Source organism: Actinoplanes sp. CA-252034 (assembly GCF_050956125.1).
Classification (GTDB): domain Bacteria; phylum Actinomycetota; class Actinomycetes; order Mycobacteriales; family Micromonosporaceae; genus Actinoplanes.
In genome coordinates, this window is record NZ_CP191846.1 from 9887851 (window position 1) to 9904724 (window position 16874).

The window sequence follows — 16874 nt, forward strand, 5'->3', positions numbered from 1 at the left end:
ATCGCATCCGCTCCGGGGGGTCGTTTTGGCGCCCCGGAGCAAGTGCGCTAGTGTTTAGGAACCGACGCGGGGTGGAGCAGCTCGGTAGCTCGCTGGGCTCATAACCCAGAGGTCGCAGGTTCAAATCCTGTCCCCGCTACGAGTGCAGGGGGCCCTTGTCCGCGGAAAGCGCGGACTGGGGCCCTCTTCGCGTTTCACCGGGGGGCCGAGCCCCCCGGACCCCCGCGTTACGGTTGGCTGCGGGTGGTCGTGTGGTGCTGGTCACTTCGGGGCTTCGCCCCTGGCGGTGGGTGCTTCGGGGCTTCGCCCCTCGCGGCGCGTGTTCGGGGCTTCGCCCCTTCGCGTCTCGCCGTTCGCCTCTCGCCCCCGCGCCTCGCCTCTCGCCCCCGCGCCTCGCGTCTCGCCCTCGCGCCTCGCGCGTCGCGTCTCGCCCCCGCGTCTCGCGTCTCGCCCTTTGCGTCTTCGCGCCCTCGCCCGTCGTTCCTTTGCTCCTTGGGCTGCTCGGGGTTTGCCCTCTGGGGCTTGCTCGGGCGCTTCGCTGTTCGCTGTGTGCTTTCCGCTGGCCAGGGTGGGGGGGGTCGCGGGCCTGTATCAGGGTGCTTTCGGCTACCGCCTGCACTATGCGGGGGTCCAGGAGCCAGGCTGTGCCGTCGTTCTGGCCGGCTCCCACGGTGTAGAGGCGCGGGATGGCCCCCGCTTCGGCCAGCAGGTCGTTGATCACGGCCAAGGGGCGGACCGTGGACACCTGCCAGGCCTGCTTCGTGTCCCAGTCGGCCGGTGTCCAGACTGTGCAGTGGTGGTTGTTGATGGAGATCACGTAGTCGCCGTCCTCGGTCACCCTGGGGCGGTTGATGTCGTCCATCCTCAGAACCACGCCATGGTCGCGTAGGGCCGGCTCCAGGGCTTCCAGGACGCGTCGTACGCCCGCCTCGGCCATGGTCTCGCCGTCCACGAAGAAGTAGCGCGTGCCGGGCTCCTCGTCGACGGTGGCCTCCCCGCCGAAGGGGTAAGTGCCGTTCGCCACGGCCCGCTCGCCCTCCGCGGCTTCTTCGGGCGAGAAACCGCGCCACATTCCGAGCTCGCGCAGTGTGTGCGCCAGTTCGACCCACCGCTGGTCCATCACAGCATCATCCTCAGACATCAACTCTCGTGGAACCACGCCACCGCTGGATGGTCAGTCATTGCCGAGGGGCCGCTGACGGCGTTCGACTCGCAGCAGCCTTGTGAGTGACGTAAGGAACGCCCGTGGCCGGGCTCAACCTGACGCCCTCAGGAGCACCCTGCTCGGCCGCACAGCGGGCCGATCTATGGCCCGGTCGCACCGCCGACAGCACCGCCGATCGCTGCACTGCATGACCCTGCCTGCCTGCCGCCTCGCCTCGCCTCGCCTCGCCTCGCCTCGCCTGATCACAACTACAGGGACGACGAGCCGGGTTCTGCCAGCCTTCGGCAAGAAGGCCCTCTAGTCGAGCTGATGGGGAGGCCCGCGTCTTCGGCCTTGGGAGGGGCGCCACCCAGGGCTGGATCTTGGCCATGGCGGTGGTGTCCCGCGGACGGGTGGCGCAGGATCCATTTCATGGACCGTCGATGAGTCAAGCTGAGGCGAGAGCTCGAGATCCCGGGATGTGAGGCACCTGTCGGCCGTCGGACGCGGAGTCCCTGGTCACCGCCGGAGGACATCCGTTCGGCTCTCCGATGGCGCGGAGAGCGGCAACTGGTTCTTCGTCGACGAAAAGAACTGGCGGAGGCCGGTCCGGGGGGAGCTGCAAATTTAGGCACCCGCGAAGGACGGAGGGGCGAAGGCAAAGGGGCGAGGAGGCGAGAGGACGAAGGAAAGGGGCGAAGCCCCGAACACGCGCCGCAAGGGCTGAAGCCCGAACACACGCCGCGAGGAGCGAAGCCCCGAACACGCGCCGCAAAGGGCGACGCCCGAACACGCGCCGCGAGGGGCGAAGCCCGACCACGCGCCGCAGGGGCTGAAGCCCCGACCACACGCCGCAAGGGGCGACGCCCGAACACGCGCCGCGAGGGGCGAAGCCCCGAAGCACCCACCACCAGGGGCGAAGCCCCGAAGTGACCAGCACCACACGACCACCCGCAGCCAACCGTAACGCGGGGGTCCGGGGGCTCGGCCCCCGGTGAAACGCGAAGAGGGCCCCAGTCCGCGCTTTCCGCGGACAAGGGCCCCCTGCACTCGTAGCGGGGACAGGATTTGAACCTGCGACCTCTGGGTTATGAGCCCAGCGAGCTACCGAGCTGCTCCACCCCGCGTCGGTTCCTAAACACTAGCGCACTTGCTCCGGGGGCCGCAAAACGGCCCCCGGAGACAAGGCTCACCCGCTTGGTGTGGGTGTGGGGCTGGTGTTCGTGCCGGCCTTCTGCACGGTCTGGAACTGGTTGATCGCGTCATCGAGGGCCTTGGTGGCCTCACCGATCTTGATCCAGTCGTTGGCCCGCTGTGCGGACTTGAGGTCCTCGATCGCCTTGTCGACGGCGGCGGCTGCCGCCGTCAGGTCGCCGGGGACCTGTACGGGCGGGCTGGACGGCGACGCGCTGGTGCTGGGCGTCGGCGAGGCCCCGGGGCTCGGTGTGGTCGGCGTGCTGGGCGTGCCGGCGGGCGGCGCGACGTTCTTGCCCAGGGCGGCGATCGCTTCGAGGCCCTTGGTGAGGTTGTCCTCGAGGACGACGTACGTACCACCGTCACCGTAGGACATCAGCACCTTCTGCAGCAGTGGTGCGGCGTTGGCCTGGCTGCTCTTCACGTAGACGGGTTCGACGTACAGGATGTCGTTGCCCAGTGGCAGTGAGATCAGGTTGCCGTAGAGGACCGAGGCCTGGCCGTTCCGGTTGAGCAGGGTCAGCTGGTTGGCGATGGTCTCCTTGTTGACCATCAGCTGGTGCACCTGGACCGGCCCGGGGCGATCGTGTCGTCGCGTAGCTCCAGTATCTCCAGCCGTGGTTCGCCGTTGACGTACGAGCCGGAGACGAGGGCCGCCATGTTCTCCCGTTTGAGCGGGGTCACGCCGGCGGTCAGCTGGAAGCGGGTCTCGTCCTGCTCGGGGAGCTTGACGTTGAGGTAGAACGGTGGCTGGAACCCGCTCTGCGGCGCGTCGGGCGCGTTCGGCACCTGCCAGAAGTCCTCGCCGGAGAAGTACGTCCGCGGGTCGGTGACGTGGAACCGGGTGAGCAGGTTGCGCTGCACCTTGAACATGTCGGCCGGGTAGCGGAAGTGCTCGGCGAGCGTCTGCGGGATCTTGTCCTTCGGCACGATCAGGTCGCCGCCGAAGGCCTTGTTCCACGCCTTGAGGATCGGGTCCTTCTCGTCGTACTCGTAGAGGGTGACCGAGCCGTCGTACGCGTCGACGGTCGCCTTGACCGAGTTGCGTATGTAGTTGACGTCGTCGCGGGCGAGCGCGAACGACCCCGTGCCGGTGAGCTCGTCCTTGGTCTCGGTGGCCAGGTTGATCTTCTGGGCGTACGGGTAGGTCTTCGCGGTCGTGTAGCCGTCGAGGATCCACACGATGCGCCCGTCGACGACGGCCGGGTACGGGTCGCCGTCGATGGTGAGGAACGGCGCGACCTTGGCCACGCGCTCCCGGGGCTCGCGGATGTACATCACCTTGGAGTTCGAGTTGACCGCGTCGGACAGCACGAAGTTGCTCTCGGTGTTCTTGATCGCGAAGACCATCCGGCGGAAGAACGACCCGATCTCGACGCCGCCCTTGCCGGTGTACGTGTAGTACACCTCACCGGCGTTGCTGGCCTCGCCCTGCGGCCGGTCGAACTCGACGTTCTTGCCGGCCTCGCTCTGGCCGACGATGGCGTACTCCGTCGACTTCTCGCCGTAGTAGATCCGGGGCTGCGCGGCTTCGAGCTGCTCGGTCGGCGTGATGCAGTCGTTGACGTTCTCGGAGCTGTCACTGCCGAGGACACCGGAGGCGAAGTACGGCAGACCGGTGCCGCACTTCTGGTTGGCCGGCGCGGCCACCAGGCCGTAGCCGTGGGTGTAGACGGTGTGGCGGTTGAGCCAGTTGCTCTGCTGCGGGGTCAGCTTCTCGTCGTCGATCTCGCGGGCGCCGACCACGTAGTCCTGGGTCTTGCCGTTGATCGTGTAGCGGTCGACGTCGAGCTTGTCGCCGAAGTCGTAGAAGCCGCGGGACTGCTGCGACACCGTGAACGCCTGCGAGACGAGCTGCGGGTCGATGATCCGGACGTTCTGGGCGCTGACGTCCGACGCCAGTGTCTCGGGTGGCCGGCCGTTTCCGGTCGGATACTGCGAGACCTCGGTGTTCTCCAGCCCGAACGCCGTTCGCGTGGCCGCGATGGACCGCGCTATGTAGTCCTGTTCCTTGTCGTACAGGCTCGGCTTGACCTGGAAGTTCTGAACGGCGAGCGGGTAGATGCCGCCGATCGCGACCGCCGAGATCGCCAGCAGGGCCAGCGAGACGCCGGGCCAGACGAGGTTACGCATCACCGCGTTGGAGAAGACGATGATCGCGATCGCCACCACCACGGAGATGTAGGCGAGGATCTCCTTGGCCGGCAGCAGCGCGTTCACGTCGGTGTAGCCCGCGCCGTACAGCCCCGGCGACACGTGCTGCTCGAGCAGGAGCGCACGCCGGTCCAGCACATACGCCACCGCCTTGAGCAGCACGAACACCGCGACCAGCGAGGTCAGGTGGGCGCGGGCCGCGGCGGTCATCCGGTCGCCGACGCCCTGCAGGCGCACACCGCCGAAGATGTAGTGCACGGCGAGCGAGCCGATCACCGACAGCACCACGGCGGTGAAGCCGAGACCGAGCACGTAACGCCACAGCGGGTACTCGAAGATGTAGAAGGAGAGGTCAACGCCGAACTGGGGATCGGTCTCCCCGAACGAGCCGCCGTTCTGGAACAGCATCCAGTCGCTCCACCGGCTCTGCGCGGAGAGTCCCGCGAAGAAGCCGATGATGACGCCGGTGACGGCGATCCAGGTGCCCAGGCGGGGCGCCAGGATCATGCGGTAGCGCTCGAGCGTGGCCTGTTCCGCTGAATGTGGGCGCAGCAGCGGGCGCAGACGGTACGCCAGGTAGAGGTTGCCGGCGACGATCGCCGTCATCGCCGCGCCGACCACCAGGAACAGGACGAGCCGGGTGATCAGCACCCCGGAGAAGACCTGGGTCTTCTGCACCTCGTCGAACCACAGGTAGTCGGTGTAGGCGTCGATGCCCCAACCGAGCAGCGTGAAAAGAATGAATACCCCGACCAGGACGCCGACGGTCACGCGACCGCGCCGGCTCATCCTCGGCAGAGGACTGTTACGCATGACCAACGTTGGCTCCACACTTCGTCTGGCCGGTGTTTCACCTTACGATGTCGCATCCAGCTTCTATACGCGGCAGAACTGTCTCGTCACTACCGGCGTGTGCAATCACGATGCCGAGCACGGTTTCGGGTCGTTCCCGGCGGTGAAGGTCTTGAGCGCGGTGAGCGCGTCGTCCACCGTGGCCACCTCGGCCATGGTGAGGCCGGGCCGGGCGTTGCGCAGCGCCTCCGCACAGTTTTCCTGGGGGACCAGGAAGAGCTCGGCCCCGGCTTTCTCGGCGCCCGCCAGTTTCTGCGGGATGCCACCGATCGCGCCGACCTTGCCGTCGTCGTTGATCGTCCCCGTACCGGCGATGATCTTGCCGCCGGTCAGGTCCTCGGGACGCATCTTGTCGATGATGCCTAGGGCGAACATCAGGCCCGCGCTCGGGCCGCCGATCTTGTCTAGATCGATCTCGATCTCGAACGGGTGGGGCTGTTTGGTGGCGATCTCGATGCCGATCCTCGGTTTGCCGTCCGTCGCGTCCGCCCGTGAGGTGATCCGCGCGGTCGCCGCCTTGCCGCCGCGCTCGTAGGCGACCGTCAGCGCGGTCCCGGCCGGCTTGGCCCGGACCAGCTCCGCGACCTGGCTGTCCCGGGTGATCTCGGTGCCGTCGATCGCGGTGATGACGTCGTCGGCCTGGAGTACGCCCTCGGCGGCCCCGCCGGCCGTGACCTTGCCCACGGAGACCACCACCGGATAGCCCAGCTCGCGTAGGGCGACCGTCTCGGCGCTGGTCTGCGACTCTTTCCACTCCTGGGCGTTCTGCTCCTGGACCTGGGCCTCGCTGCGGTCCGGCGGGTAGATCAACTCGCGTGGCACCACCGCGTCGGAGTCGCTCAGCCAGCCGCGGATCGCCCACACCAGCTCCACCTGCGATTGCACGTTGACCGTGGTGAGGCGCAGCTGCCCGGCGGACTTGGAGGTCTCGCCCTTCGTGACCTGGATGACCTCGGTCCCGTTCTCGACTCCGAGGGTGTCGACCGTGGGACCGGGCTTGAGAACCACGTAGGGCATCGGTGCGACCATCACACCGGCGGCCAGCAGAGCGGTGATCAGGGCGCCGAGGATGACGGTGACACCGCGACGTCTCATGCGCGTGAGCGTACCCACCCTGTCTGAGTTCTCTCTGAGCTGATACCTCCGTCAGTCCGCTGCGGGCTTTTCGCGCGTACCGTTGGGGACGTGCCTGATATCCCGTTCGGCTTCTCCCTGCCGGGCGCGCAGCCGCCCGACCCCTCCGACCCGCAGCAGATGCAGCAGTTCATGGCGCAGCTGCAGCAGATGTTCGCCGCACCCGGCAGTGGCCCGGTCAACTGGGACCTGGCCCGTCAGGTGGCCGCCAGCCAGCTCTCGGCGGCCGGTGACCCCGCGGTGAACATGCTGGAGCGCCACCAGGTCGAGGAGGCTCTGCGCCTCGCCGACCTGTGGCTCGATCCGGTGTGCGCGCTCCCCAGTGGCATCCACAAGTCCGTCGCATGGAACCGCAACGAGTGGATCTACAACACTCTCGACGTCTGGAAGAAGCTGTGTGAGCCGATCGCCGGCCGCATGGTGGGCGCCATGGGCGACCTGGTGCCCGAGGAGGCCCGGCTCCAGCTCGGCCCGATGCAGTCGATGGTCGCCACGCTCGGCGGCGCGCTCTTCGGTGGTCAGCTCGGGCAGGCCTTCGGCCAGCTCGCCGCCGAGGTGCTCTCGGCCGGCGACATCGGGCTCCCGCTCGGTCCGGCCGGCACCGCCGCCCTCGTTCCGGCCAACATCAAGGCGTACGGTTCCGGGCTCGAGCTCCCCGAGGACCAGGTCCGGTTGTACGTGGCGTTGCGCGAGGCCGCCCACCAGCGGCTCTTCGGCCACGTCCCGTGGCTGCGCGCGCACGTCCTGAGCGCCGTCGAGACCTATGCCAGTGGCATCACGGTCAACCGGGAGGCGATCGAGGAGGCGATGAGCCGCGTCGACCCGACCGATCCGGAGTCGATGCAGGCGATGGCCCTCGAGGGCATCTTCACGCCCGAGGACACCCCGCAACAGAAGGCCGGCCTGGCCCGGCTGGAGACCGCACTCGCCCTGGTCGAGGGCTGGGTCGGTCAGGTGGTGGACGCCGCCGCCGGAGACCGGTTGCCGTCGGTGGTGCCGCTCGGTGAGGCGTTCCGCCGTCGCCGGGCCGCCGGCGGGCCGGCCGAGCAGACGTTCGCCGCCCTGGTCGGTCTGGAGCTGCGGCCGCGCCGCCTGCGTGAGGCCGGCGCCCTGTGGACCGCGGTCACCGAGCACCGGGGCATCCCGGGGCGGGACGCTCTCTGGGATCACCCGGACCTGCTGCCGACCGACGAGGACTTCGCCGATCCGGAGGTCTTCGCCCGCACCCGTTCCGACTGGGACATCAGCGAGCTGGACAACCTGGGCGAGGGCCCGAAAGAGGACTGACCAGCACGATCAGCCGCCGAGGAGGGCCCGGGTGTTGTCCCAGCCCTCCAGGGCGGGGTCGAGGCCGGCCAGGTCGGCCGGGCCGCGCAGCCGCCGCCACGGTGGCGTCGAGGTGACGTCGCCGGGCGTCGGCGCGGTGCGGCGCAGCAGCTGCGCCGACGCGGTGTCCAGGTCGTGGTCGACCAGCCAGTCCGGCGCGGGCAGACCGGCGGCGACACCGAAGAGACCCCCTCCGGGGCCTGCGGGGGCCACCGCGACAGCCTTGCCGTCCAAGGGCCGCAAAAGCTTTCCCAGAGTCATTCCGGGTACGTCCGGAGCGTCGCCGGCTATCACGGCGGCCTGGTCGAACCCGTCCGCGGCGGCCGCGGCGAGCACGGGCAGCACGGTCGGTGCCGGGATCTCGTAGATGCGCATGCCCGGCCAGGCGATCTCCTCGGCCAGTGCCCGGTCGGCCGGCATCGCGGCGATCGCGGCCTCGGCCTGGGCGAGTCGTGCGAGCAGGTCGACGACGTCCTCGGCCATGGCGGCGCGCCAAGCCGTCAGGTCGACTCCGGGTGGGCTCCACGGCACCGGGACCAGCATCGTCACCACTACACGCCGCGTCACAGCGCCACCCTACTCAGCGTGCTCACGGTCGGGTGCTCACGGCGTACCCCCGGAGTCGCCGAAGGCGCCGGATCGTCGGTGACGGGATCGCGGGGCCGCCGCCGCGCCTGATCCTATTCGGCCATCACCAGGGTGCCGGCCGCTGAGACGCCCTCCAGGTAGCCGCGTGCGCGCTCGGCCTTGGGGAAGCGGTTGACCAGGTCCCAGAAGCGGGTGCTGTGGCTGGGGACGACGAGGTGGACCAGCTCGTGCAGGAGCACGTAGTCGATGACCCAATCGGGCATCTCCTGGATGCGGTGCGAGATCCGGATCGTCGCGTCGTCGGGAGTGCAGGAGCCCCAGCGCCCGTTCTGGTTCGTCACCCAGCGCACACTCGCCGGGACGACCCGGTCGGCGTGATCGGCCAGGTACCGGCTGATCAGGCGGTGGGCGCGGGCCAGCAGCTCGGCATCGGTGCACCGCAGCCGTTCCTCGCGAGCTTCCAGACGGGCGAGCATGCGCTCGACCCACTCCGTCTCCTCCGCGCGGGAGAAGCGGTCCGGGATGAGCACCACGACTCGCTCGCCGTCGCGATAGGCGGACACCGTCCGTCGCCGGCGCTGGCTGCGCCGCACTTCCACGACAGGCTTGCGCACGCGGGCCATTACCGGCTCGCGTGGCCCAGATTCGGGTTCACATTGAGACGCTAATCCGCCGCACCCCGGTTACCGCAAGAGTACGGACAATGACGGTCGCGGTATATGAGCACTTCGCCCGCATATACCCGAAAAAAATTTCCCCACCGGCAACAGTGGTGACACCCGTCAACCTAGACCATCGTCGACTCACACGCCCAACCGGCATTTCTGTCCGTTTTATGCCTTTACGATGGGAATCGTCGGCGTGTCCCGGCAAAACTGGCCAAAAAGGGCAGGCCGGACCGGCACACTCACGTCGTCGGCGACAGCGCCGACGCTGCGCTGACATGGAACCGGCCTGACCTGGGTAAGTGACCGCCCCGGACGGGTGGCCACATCCGCGTGGCAGGTTCGCGCCCGCCGCCGCAACTGGGCGACGGGCCGGGCGGCCGACGATACGACGAGGAGGAACCGTGGCCGACAACACGTACAACGGCTACTGCGTGAAGTGCAAGGAGAAGCGCGACTTCCAGGGTGAGGTGGCGGTCTCCAAGACCGGTATGAACATGGCCAAGGGCAAGTGCCCGGTCTGCGGCACCACGATGAACCGCATCCTGGGCAAGGCCAAGGCGTGAACGAGATCCGGGGAGGACAGCCGGAGACGGCCGCCCTCCCCGGCAGGCTCCACCCGTAACCGTGGTCACTCTGACACGTTGAGTCAAGTAAGCCACTAGAGCACCTGTGGATAACTCACGTAAAGCTGTGGACAACCCTCGCCAGGGCAGTGAGGGTCTGTGGATAACATCATCGCTCCGCAGCTTTGCAGTGACACCCTGTCACTCATGAACCGGACACCCCTGCCCCGGCCTACCCTCATCCCGGGGCTCCCCCGTTTCTGGCGTGGCCCCGGAGAGCTTCAGCTCGGTCTCGATCCCGAGCACGGCGTGGTCGTGCAGCTGCCCGATCCACGCGCTGCCGGGGTGCTCGACCTGCTCGACGGCCGGCACTCCGAGCGCCTCGTCCTGGCTCGAGCTGCCGGCCTGGGCGTGCCCGCCGCCGAGACGCTCGCCCTCCTCGACCTGCTCCACTCGGTGGGTCTCGTGCTTCCGTCGCCGGCACTGCTGCCGCCGGCTCTACCCGCCGTCATCCGGCACCGGCTCACCTGCGAAGCGGCCGCGCTCGCCCTCGGCTCGGCCGGTCCCCGCCCCCGGCCCGGGGACGATCCGTCGCCGGCACGCGTCCTGCGGCGCCGCCGGTCGGCCCGGGTCGTGGTCAGCGGGCGCGGGCGGCTCGGCGCCACGGTCGCGGTCGCGCTGGCCGAGGCCGGTGTCGGCCACGTCCATCCCGAGCTGTCCGGTGTCGTCGGGGCGGCCGAGATCACCGGTTCGCCGCTGCGGCCGGAGGACATCGGGGCGCCGAGGCGGGTCGCCGTGGAGACCGCGATCCTGCGGACCGCTCCGGGCACCGGCGTCCATCCGGTACGGCGTACGCCCGCCTCCCTGGTCGTGCAACTCGCCCACGACGAGCCGCCCGCCCTCCTCGCCGCCGGATTCGCCGCGCGGCGTCAGCCCCACCTCGCGGTCGCGATCCGCGACGGCGTCGCCGTGATCGGCCCTCTCGTGCCCGCCGGCGGTGGCCCCTGCTTGCAGTGCGTCGACCTGCACCGCCGGGAGCGTGACGGCGGCTGGACCGGGGCGCAGGCGGCCGCACCGGGCGGCGCCGAGCCGTGCGCGGTGGCCACCCTGCTGGCCGCCACCGCCTACGCGACCGGGGAGGCTCTCACGTTCCTGGACGGCGGCGCACCGGAGACCCTCGGCGTCGCCGTCGAGATCTCCGCCCCGGCCGTTTCCGTCGGCGGACCTGGACGGCACACCCGGCCTGTGCGTGCCAACAGCGTCGACGGAGGCCAACCTTCACGGGACCTTCACCGCATAACCGCCAAACCACCTCGCGACGGGCCGGGTGAGGGCAGGCCGTCGGTCACAATGATCTGGTGACGGACATACCGCGCCGCGCCGCGTCCCGGACAGCCAAGCTCGCCGCACTCCCGCTCGGTTTCGCCGGGCGAGCCGCGCTGGGCCTCGGCAAGCGGGCAGTCGGCATAGCCTCCGATGTCATCTCCGCCGATATTCAGCAGCGGACCGCCGAGCAGCTCTTCAGCGTGCTGGGGCAGCTCAAGGGCGGGGCGATGAAATTCGGTCAGGCCCTGTCGGTGTTCGAGGCGGCCCTGCCCGACGAGATGGCCGGCCCGTACCGGCAGGCGCTGACCAAACTGCAGGAGGCGGCGCCGCCGATGCCGGTGGCCAACGTGCACAAGGCGCTGACCGAGCAGCTCGGGCCGGACTGGCGGGACCTGTTCGCCGAGTTCGACGACACCCCGGCCGCCGCCGCGAGCATCGGCCAGGTGCACCGGGCGGTCTGGAAACTGCCGCCCGCCCGCCGCAACGCGAAGCCGAAACTGTTGCCCGTGGCCGTCAAGGTGCAGTATCCGGGCGCCGGCGACGCCCTGGTCGCCGACCTGAAGCAGCTCTCCCGGCTGGCCGGCATGTTCAAGATCATTCAGCCCGGCATGGACATGAAGCCGCTGATCGCCGAGCTCCGCGACCGGATCGTCGAGGAGCTCGACTACGAGATGGAGGCGGAGAGCCAGCGCGCGTTCGCGGCCGCCTACCAGGACGACCCGGAGATCTTCGTCCCACGGGTGGTGGCGTCCGCGCCGCAGATCCTGGTCACCGAGTGGGTCGACGGCACTCCGCTGTCCGCGGTCATCGCCGACGGCACCCAGGCCGATCGCGACGAGGCCGGCCGTCTGATGGCGATCCTGCACTTCTCCGCGCCCAGCCGGGCCGGGCTGCTGCACGCCGACCCGCACCCCGGCAACTTCCGGATCCTGCCGGACGGCCGCCTCGGCGTCATCGACTTCGGCGCCGTCGCCCGCCTTCCCGGGGGTCACCCCGAGCCGATCGGCCGCCTGGTCCGGCTAGCCCTGGACGGTGAGGCGCAGGCGGTCGTCGACGGCTTGCGCGAGGAGGGTTTCGTCAAGCCGACCGACGACATCGACGCCCGGGCGCTGCTCGACTTCCTGCTCCCGATGATCGAGCCGGTCGCGGTCGACCGGTTCCGCTTCACCCGCAGCTGGATCCGCAACGAGGCCGGGCGGTTGGCCAACCCGAGGGGCCCGGCTTATGCGTTGAGCCGCAAGCTCAACCTGCCACCGTCCTACCTGCTGATCCACCGCGTGACGCTCGGCTCGATCGGTGTCCTCAGCCAACTCGAGGCCGAGGCCGCTTACCGCGAGATCCTCCAGAAATGGCTGCCCGGCTTCGCCCCCGTCACCTGACCGACCTCCATGGACTCGCTCGCCGGGCGCTCCGATGAGCGCCCGGCGACGTCGTCACGCTCCTGACCGGACCCGCCGATGACGGCCTCGGCCGGGTAAAGGGGAACGGCCCGTCCGCATCGGCGGACGGGCCGTTCCTCATCGATGGTGGTCGTCAGAGTCCGGCGCCGAGCTCACGGGACGTCCGGCTGCGAGCGTCCATGGTGATGCGGCGAGCGGAGCGGTAGGCCTCAGGTGCACGGTCACGCTGAGGCCGAGGCATTCGGGCCCTCGACAACGCCTCTTGAAGGATTCTCATCTTGGTCTCTCCGTTTGCAGTCATCTCGGTTCTCGGCTTTCGGATCTCGATCTCGGTTACGGGGAGGGTGGTCATCTCATGCAGCCAAACGAACTGAGCTGCGGGTGTCGAGGCCGTTGGCGGCGAGGCGCTCCTCCACCTCGACAGCCAGCTCGGCGTCGCGAGCGACGTCGGCCTTACGCGGACGGCCACGGGGCCGCTTGCGCGGGACCACGGCGCCACGCTCGAAGATCTCGCCACCCCAGACACCCCAGGGCTCCGCACGGTCGACCGCACCGGCCAGGCACTCGGCGCGCAGCGGGCAGTCCCCGCAGAGCGACTTGGCCAGCTCCAGCTGGGCCGGGGAGTCGGAGAACCACATGTCCGGGTCGAACTTCCGACAGGGCAGGTTTGCCTCGAGGTCGACGGTCATGTCGATCGGGGCCAGCGCCAGACTCATAAAGCCCGGTCACCTCTCTCTTCTTCTCGATCTTCTGGATCGTTGTTCAATTCGTACTTCCGGCCGGTTCGGCCGGAAAAAGATTCGAGGCCGCGGATCCCGGTTAGGGGTTCCGCGGCCTCGAGGTGAGCCGGTTGGTCTGTTGTCAGACCGGCCTTCCTCGAGGCGGGACACCGCTGCCACCATCCGTGTAGCGCTTGACGGAGATGGTGCTGTTGCTGCCCTTGAAGCCAGTGGTCCCGTTGTGTCCGCTGATACGCACCAGGGCCGATTCGCCCAATTCGGCCTGGGCCGGGACCTGGTGCACCTGCGGAGCCGGGACGAACCTTGCCGCGGTCGGCAGGGTCCGGACGAGCTCGACCTGGGTCCGCTCAGCGGTCAGCCACGCCGGAGCGGCGGTGGCGGGCAGCGAAACGGGCAGAGCGCAGGCAGGGTTCAGCAGCGTCGACGGAACGCGCATCAGCATGTCGAGCTTCATCTTGGCCACCTCCTCCGTTGCATTGCACTCGTAGTCGAACCCCCGCGAACCCACTGCTCGCCAAGGTGTGTTCTGAGGCTATGCCTGCCCTACACGAGAGGGCAAACGAATTAACGGACTAGTTTTCAAAGTTTTTCGTCGCAAGATCATTCGGGCTCGCTCCGGCCACCAGAGCGAAGACCGCGTCGCCGTACTGGCCCAGCTTGCGGGGGCCGATCCCGGCGATCGCGAGCAACTGGGCCGGGTTCGCCGGGCGGCGTTCCGCGACGGCCACCAACGTCGCATCCGTGAACACCACGTAAGCAGGGACTTTGAGTTCGGCTGCGGTGCTCGCGCGCCACACCTGGAGACGCTCGTAGAGGTCTTCGTCCAGGTCGGACGGGCAGGTCGGGCAGCGGCCCAGCTTCCGGTCGGCGCCGGCCAGCAGGGTGACCCCGCAGATCCGGCAGGAGGACACCTGAGGGCGGCGACGCTCGGGCCTCCGGCCGGGCTCGGCGGTGCGCGGTTCGACCCCACCACCGCGTGTGAGCTGCGGCAGGAAACGGCACGGGCGCCGGGTTCGGCCGCCCGGGGAGCGCGATTGGCCGTACGACAGCCAGAGCACGTGGCGGGCGCGGGTCACTCCGACGTAGAGCAGGCGGCGCTCCTCCTCCAATTGCTCGGCCGTCTTCGCGTACGTCGTCGGGAGGGTGCCGTCAGCGAGGCCGACCAGGAACACCGCGTCCCATTCGAGGCCTTTGGCGGAGTGCAGTGAGGCGAGAGTGACTCCGGACACAGTCGGCGCGTGCTGCTGCTCGGCCCGGCGGATCAGCTCGTCGTTGAAGGCGGCGAGTGACACCTCCCGCTGCAGCCGGCCGGCCTCGCCGATCGGCAGGATCTCCGGCGACGCCGCATACTCCTCGGCCAGCGCCACCAGGGCGGCCAAGGCCTCCCACTGCTCGCGGGCGGCGCCGCCGGGCGGAGGCTGGTGCCGGTTCCAGCCGGTCGCCGAGAGCGCCTCCACGACCGCCTCCACGAGCGGCGTCTCCCCCGGAGTCGACCGCACGGCGGCACGCAGCGCGACCATCGCCTTCCGTACCTCGGCCCGCTCGAAGAACCGCTCGGCGCCGCGGACCAGGTACGGCACCTCGGCGTCGGCGAGCGCCTCCTCGTACGTCTCGGACTGCGCGTTGGTGCGGAAGAGGACCGCGATCTCGCTCGCCGGGGTGCCGGCCGCGATCAGCTCACGGCAGCGCCGGGCCACCGCGACCGCCTCGCCGTGCTCGTCCGGGAAGATCTTGAGCTCCGGCTCGGGCCCGGGCGGCCGCTGGCCGACCAGCTCCAGCCGCAGTTTCGCCTCGGTGCCGCGGGCCTGCTGGATCACCGCGTTGGCCAGACCGACCACCTGCGGCGTGGAACGATAGTCACGGACCAGCCGCACCACCACGGCGCCGCGGCGCTGCCGGGGGAAATCGATGAGGTATGCCGAGGTCGCACCCGTGAACGAGTAGATCGTCTGACTCGCGTCGCCCACCACGGTCACGTCGTCCCGCCCGCCCAGCCAGGCCTCCAGCAGCCGCTGCTGCAACGGGTTGACGTCCTGGTACTCGTCGACCACGAAGTGCCGGTACTGGGCGCGGATCTGGTCGGCGACGTCCTGGTGCTCCTCGATGCCCCAGACCGCGGCGCGCAGCAGGTCCTCGAAGTCGATCACGCCCTGCCGGCGTTTGAGCTGCTCGTAGGCGGCGAAGACCTCACCCATCCGGGCCGGCTCGTACGGTGGCTCGCGCAGCGCCTTGGCCGCGGCCACCGCATACTCCCCCGGCTCGACCAGGGACGACTTGGCCCACTCGATCTCGCCGGCCAGGTCTCGTGCGGTGGTGCGGTCCGCGCGTACCCCCGCTCGGGCCGCCGCGAGGCCCACCAACCGGGCCTTGCTCTCCAGCAGCTCGGGCATCTGCCGGCCTTCGAGGAGCCGTGGAGCGAAGTAGCGGACCTGCCGCAGCGCGGCGGCGTGGAAGGTCCGGGCCTGCACCCCGCCGGCGCCGAGCGCACCGAGCCGGGCCCGCATCTCGGCCGCGGCCCGCGCGGTGAAGGTGACCGCGAGCACATGCCGCGGGCTGATCTCGCCGGACATCGTCCGGTACGCGATCCGATGGGTGACCGCCCGGGTCTTGCCCGTGCCGGCGCCGGCCAGGATGCAGACCGGACCAGCGGGCGCGGTCACCGCCGTACGCTGATCGGGGTCGAGCCCGGCCAGCACTCCTTCAGTCCGCACGGTAGGGAATCATGACACCCCGGCGGGGTGTTGTGCCTGTCAGCCGCACCGCTGTGTGACCTGTATCGAAGGAGCCCTGACCGATGCTGACCATGTACTCGACGTCCTGGTGTGGGTATTGCCACCGCCTCAAGTCGCAGCTCGACCGCGAGGGCATCGCCTACGACGTCGTCGACATCGAGCAGGACGAGGCCTCGGCCGCGTTCGTGCGCAGCGTCAACGGCGGCAACCAGACGGTCCCGACGATCCGTATCGTCCCGGAGGCCGGCGGCGACGAGATCGTCCTGACGAACCCGTCGATCGTGCAGCTGAAAGCAGCTCTGGCCGCCTGATCCCACAGAAAGGCCCCGGTTCTCGCCGGGGCCTTTCTCATGTCAGCTTCCGGATCTCCGGTGGGACGTTGAACGGGATGTCCCACTCCTCGTCCTCCTGGGACCAGACGAAGAAGCCGCGCTCGATACCCTCGGCCCAGCCCCGGACCACCTCTCCGAACGAGGCGACGACCGGGGTGAAGACGCCGGTGGGCTGCTGGGCCCACAGGTGGATCGGCACCGCGTCATCGGTGGCGGAGGAGAGGTCGGCGAAGAGGAACGCGGTGTGCCCGGAGACCACCGGGAACCACCACGGCGCCCACTCGCCGTTCCAGTTCTCTCGATTCTCGGGGAACGAGCCGGACCACTCGACCCGCTCGCGCCACGCCTCGATCGCCTCCTCGAGCGAGAGGAACAGCCACGCTCCCGCGCCGATGCGGCTCTCGCTGACCCAGCAGCCTTCCCGGACCCCGTCGTGCCAGCCCCACCAGCGCCGTAGCTCCCCGGGGAGGACGAGCCCCGTCTCGGCCTCCAGCTCCGCACGGCGGGCATCGGTCAGACCGGGGGCGAGCTCGTCGGCGATCGGTGAGCCCTGCGAACGCCAGGCCGCTTCCAGACGAGCCAGATCGTCATCTCCCAACATCGGCACATCATGTCATCCGAGCGCAGATCGCCGGCCGTCGATCACGGCGACATTGTGATCCACGGCATAGGCCGTTCGGGTTCAACGGGACGCTGGGACATCGACCGGAAACCTATCGTC

The 16874-nt window shown here is 69.4% G+C and carries 11 protein-coding genes, 2 tRNA genes and 2 pseudogenes; 6 read left to right on the forward strand and 9 right to left on the reverse strand.

Going from position 1 to position 16874, the window contains the following annotated elements; translation table 11 throughout:
- Window positions 1-65: 65 nt before the first annotated feature.
- Window positions 66-139: transfer RNA gene (locus ACQPZW_RS44620), tRNA-Met, on the forward strand.
- A gap of 2058 nt (window positions 140-2197) precedes the next feature.
- On the opposite strand, the gene ACQPZW_RS44625 is transcribed toward ACQPZW_RS44620, so the two are convergent.
- The 3 genes and pseudogenes from ACQPZW_RS44625 to ACQPZW_RS44635 all read right to left on the reverse strand — a co-directional run bounded on the left by ACQPZW_RS44625 (window position 2198) and on the right by ACQPZW_RS44635 (window position 6439).
- Window positions 2198-2271, reverse strand: a tRNA-Met gene (locus ACQPZW_RS44625).
- Between the two features lie 62 nt (window positions 2272-2333).
- Window positions 2334-5281 (reverse strand): annotated as a pseudogene (locus tag ACQPZW_RS44630) (UPF0182 family membrane protein).
- A gap of 129 nt (window positions 5282-5410) precedes the next feature.
- Entirely contained in the window at window positions 5411-6439 is a 1029-nt protein-coding gene (locus ACQPZW_RS44635) for a YlbL family protein (RefSeq protein ID WP_433792041.1), read from the reverse strand.
- 90 nt (window positions 6440-6529) lie between these two features.
- Between ACQPZW_RS44635 and ACQPZW_RS44640 the strand changes: the two genes are divergently transcribed.
- On the forward strand, window positions 6530-7765 hold the full coding sequence (locus tag ACQPZW_RS44640) for a zinc-dependent metalloprotease (protein ID WP_433792042.1): 1236 nt from the start codon (window positions 6530-6532) through the stop codon (window positions 7763-7765).
- Between the two features lie 9 nt (window positions 7766-7774).
- Here the strand turns inward: ACQPZW_RS44640 and ACQPZW_RS44645 are convergent, their stop codons facing one another.
- Together ACQPZW_RS44645 and ACQPZW_RS44650 are read right to left on the reverse strand one after the other, a co-directional pair.
- Window positions 7775-8371 (reverse strand): hypothetical protein, encoded by a 597-nt coding sequence (locus ACQPZW_RS44645; RefSeq protein ID WP_433792043.1) that lies wholly within the window; start codon window positions 8369-8371, stop codon window positions 7775-7777.
- Window positions 8372-8484: 113 nt separating this feature from the next.
- Window positions 8485-9015 (reverse strand): M48 metallopeptidase family protein, encoded by a 531-nt coding sequence (locus tag ACQPZW_RS44650; RefSeq protein ID WP_433792044.1) that lies wholly within the window; start codon window positions 9013-9015, stop codon window positions 8485-8487.
- A gap of 446 nt (window positions 9016-9461) precedes the next feature.
- Between ACQPZW_RS44650 and ACQPZW_RS44655 the strand changes: the two genes are divergently transcribed.
- From ACQPZW_RS44655 to ACQPZW_RS44665, 3 genes and pseudogenes are all read left to right on the forward strand, one after another.
- The gene (locus ACQPZW_RS44655) at window positions 9462-9623 is read left to right on the forward strand and encodes a DUF5679 domain-containing protein (protein WP_170153756.1); all 162 of its coding nucleotides are present in this window, start codon (window positions 9462-9464) and stop codon (window positions 9621-9623) included.
- Window positions 9624-9830: 207 nt separating this feature from the next.
- Window positions 9831-10954: pseudogene (locus ACQPZW_RS44660) on the forward strand (hypothetical protein).
- A 27-nt stretch (window positions 10955-10981) separates the two neighbouring features.
- Window positions 10982-12328 carry an ABC1 kinase family protein gene (locus ACQPZW_RS44665; protein ID WP_433792045.1) on the forward strand — a complete coding sequence of 449 codons (1347 nt, stop codon included), beginning with the start codon at window positions 10982-10984 and terminating at the stop codon, window positions 12326-12328.
- A gap of 374 nt (window positions 12329-12702) precedes the next feature.
- On the opposite strand, the gene ACQPZW_RS44670 is transcribed toward ACQPZW_RS44665, so the two are convergent.
- The 3 genes from ACQPZW_RS44670 to ACQPZW_RS44680 form a co-directional block, all read right to left on the reverse strand.
- A complete protein-coding gene (locus tag ACQPZW_RS44670) occupies window positions 12703-13065 on the reverse strand; it encodes a WhiB family transcriptional regulator (RefSeq protein WP_093619169.1) in 363 nt (120 codons plus the stop codon).
- A 145-nt stretch (window positions 13066-13210) separates the two neighbouring features.
- Complete coding sequence (locus ACQPZW_RS44675; protein ID WP_433792046.1) at window positions 13211-13543, reverse strand: hypothetical protein; 333 nt, start codon at window positions 13541-13543, stop codon at window positions 13211-13213.
- A 118-nt stretch (window positions 13544-13661) separates the two neighbouring features.
- A complete protein-coding gene (locus ACQPZW_RS44680) occupies window positions 13662-15800 on the reverse strand; it encodes an ATP-dependent DNA helicase UvrD2 (protein ID WP_433792047.1) in 2139 nt (712 codons plus the stop codon).
- 83 nt (window positions 15801-15883) lie between these two features.
- Here ACQPZW_RS44680 and ACQPZW_RS44685 point away from each other — a divergent pair, with 83 nt between their 5' ends.
- Window positions 15884-16132: a mycoredoxin gene (locus ACQPZW_RS44685; protein ID WP_433792048.1), complete on the forward strand. Its 249-nt coding sequence runs from the start codon at window positions 15884-15886 to the stop codon at window positions 16130-16132.
- Between the two features lie 37 nt (window positions 16133-16169).
- On the opposite strand, the gene ACQPZW_RS44690 is transcribed toward ACQPZW_RS44685, so the two are convergent.
- Window positions 16170-16754, reverse strand: a complete 585-nt coding sequence (locus ACQPZW_RS44690; protein ID WP_433792049.1) for an SMI1/KNR4 family protein — start codon at window positions 16752-16754, stop codon at window positions 16170-16172.
- Window positions 16755-16874 lie beyond the last annotated feature (120 nt).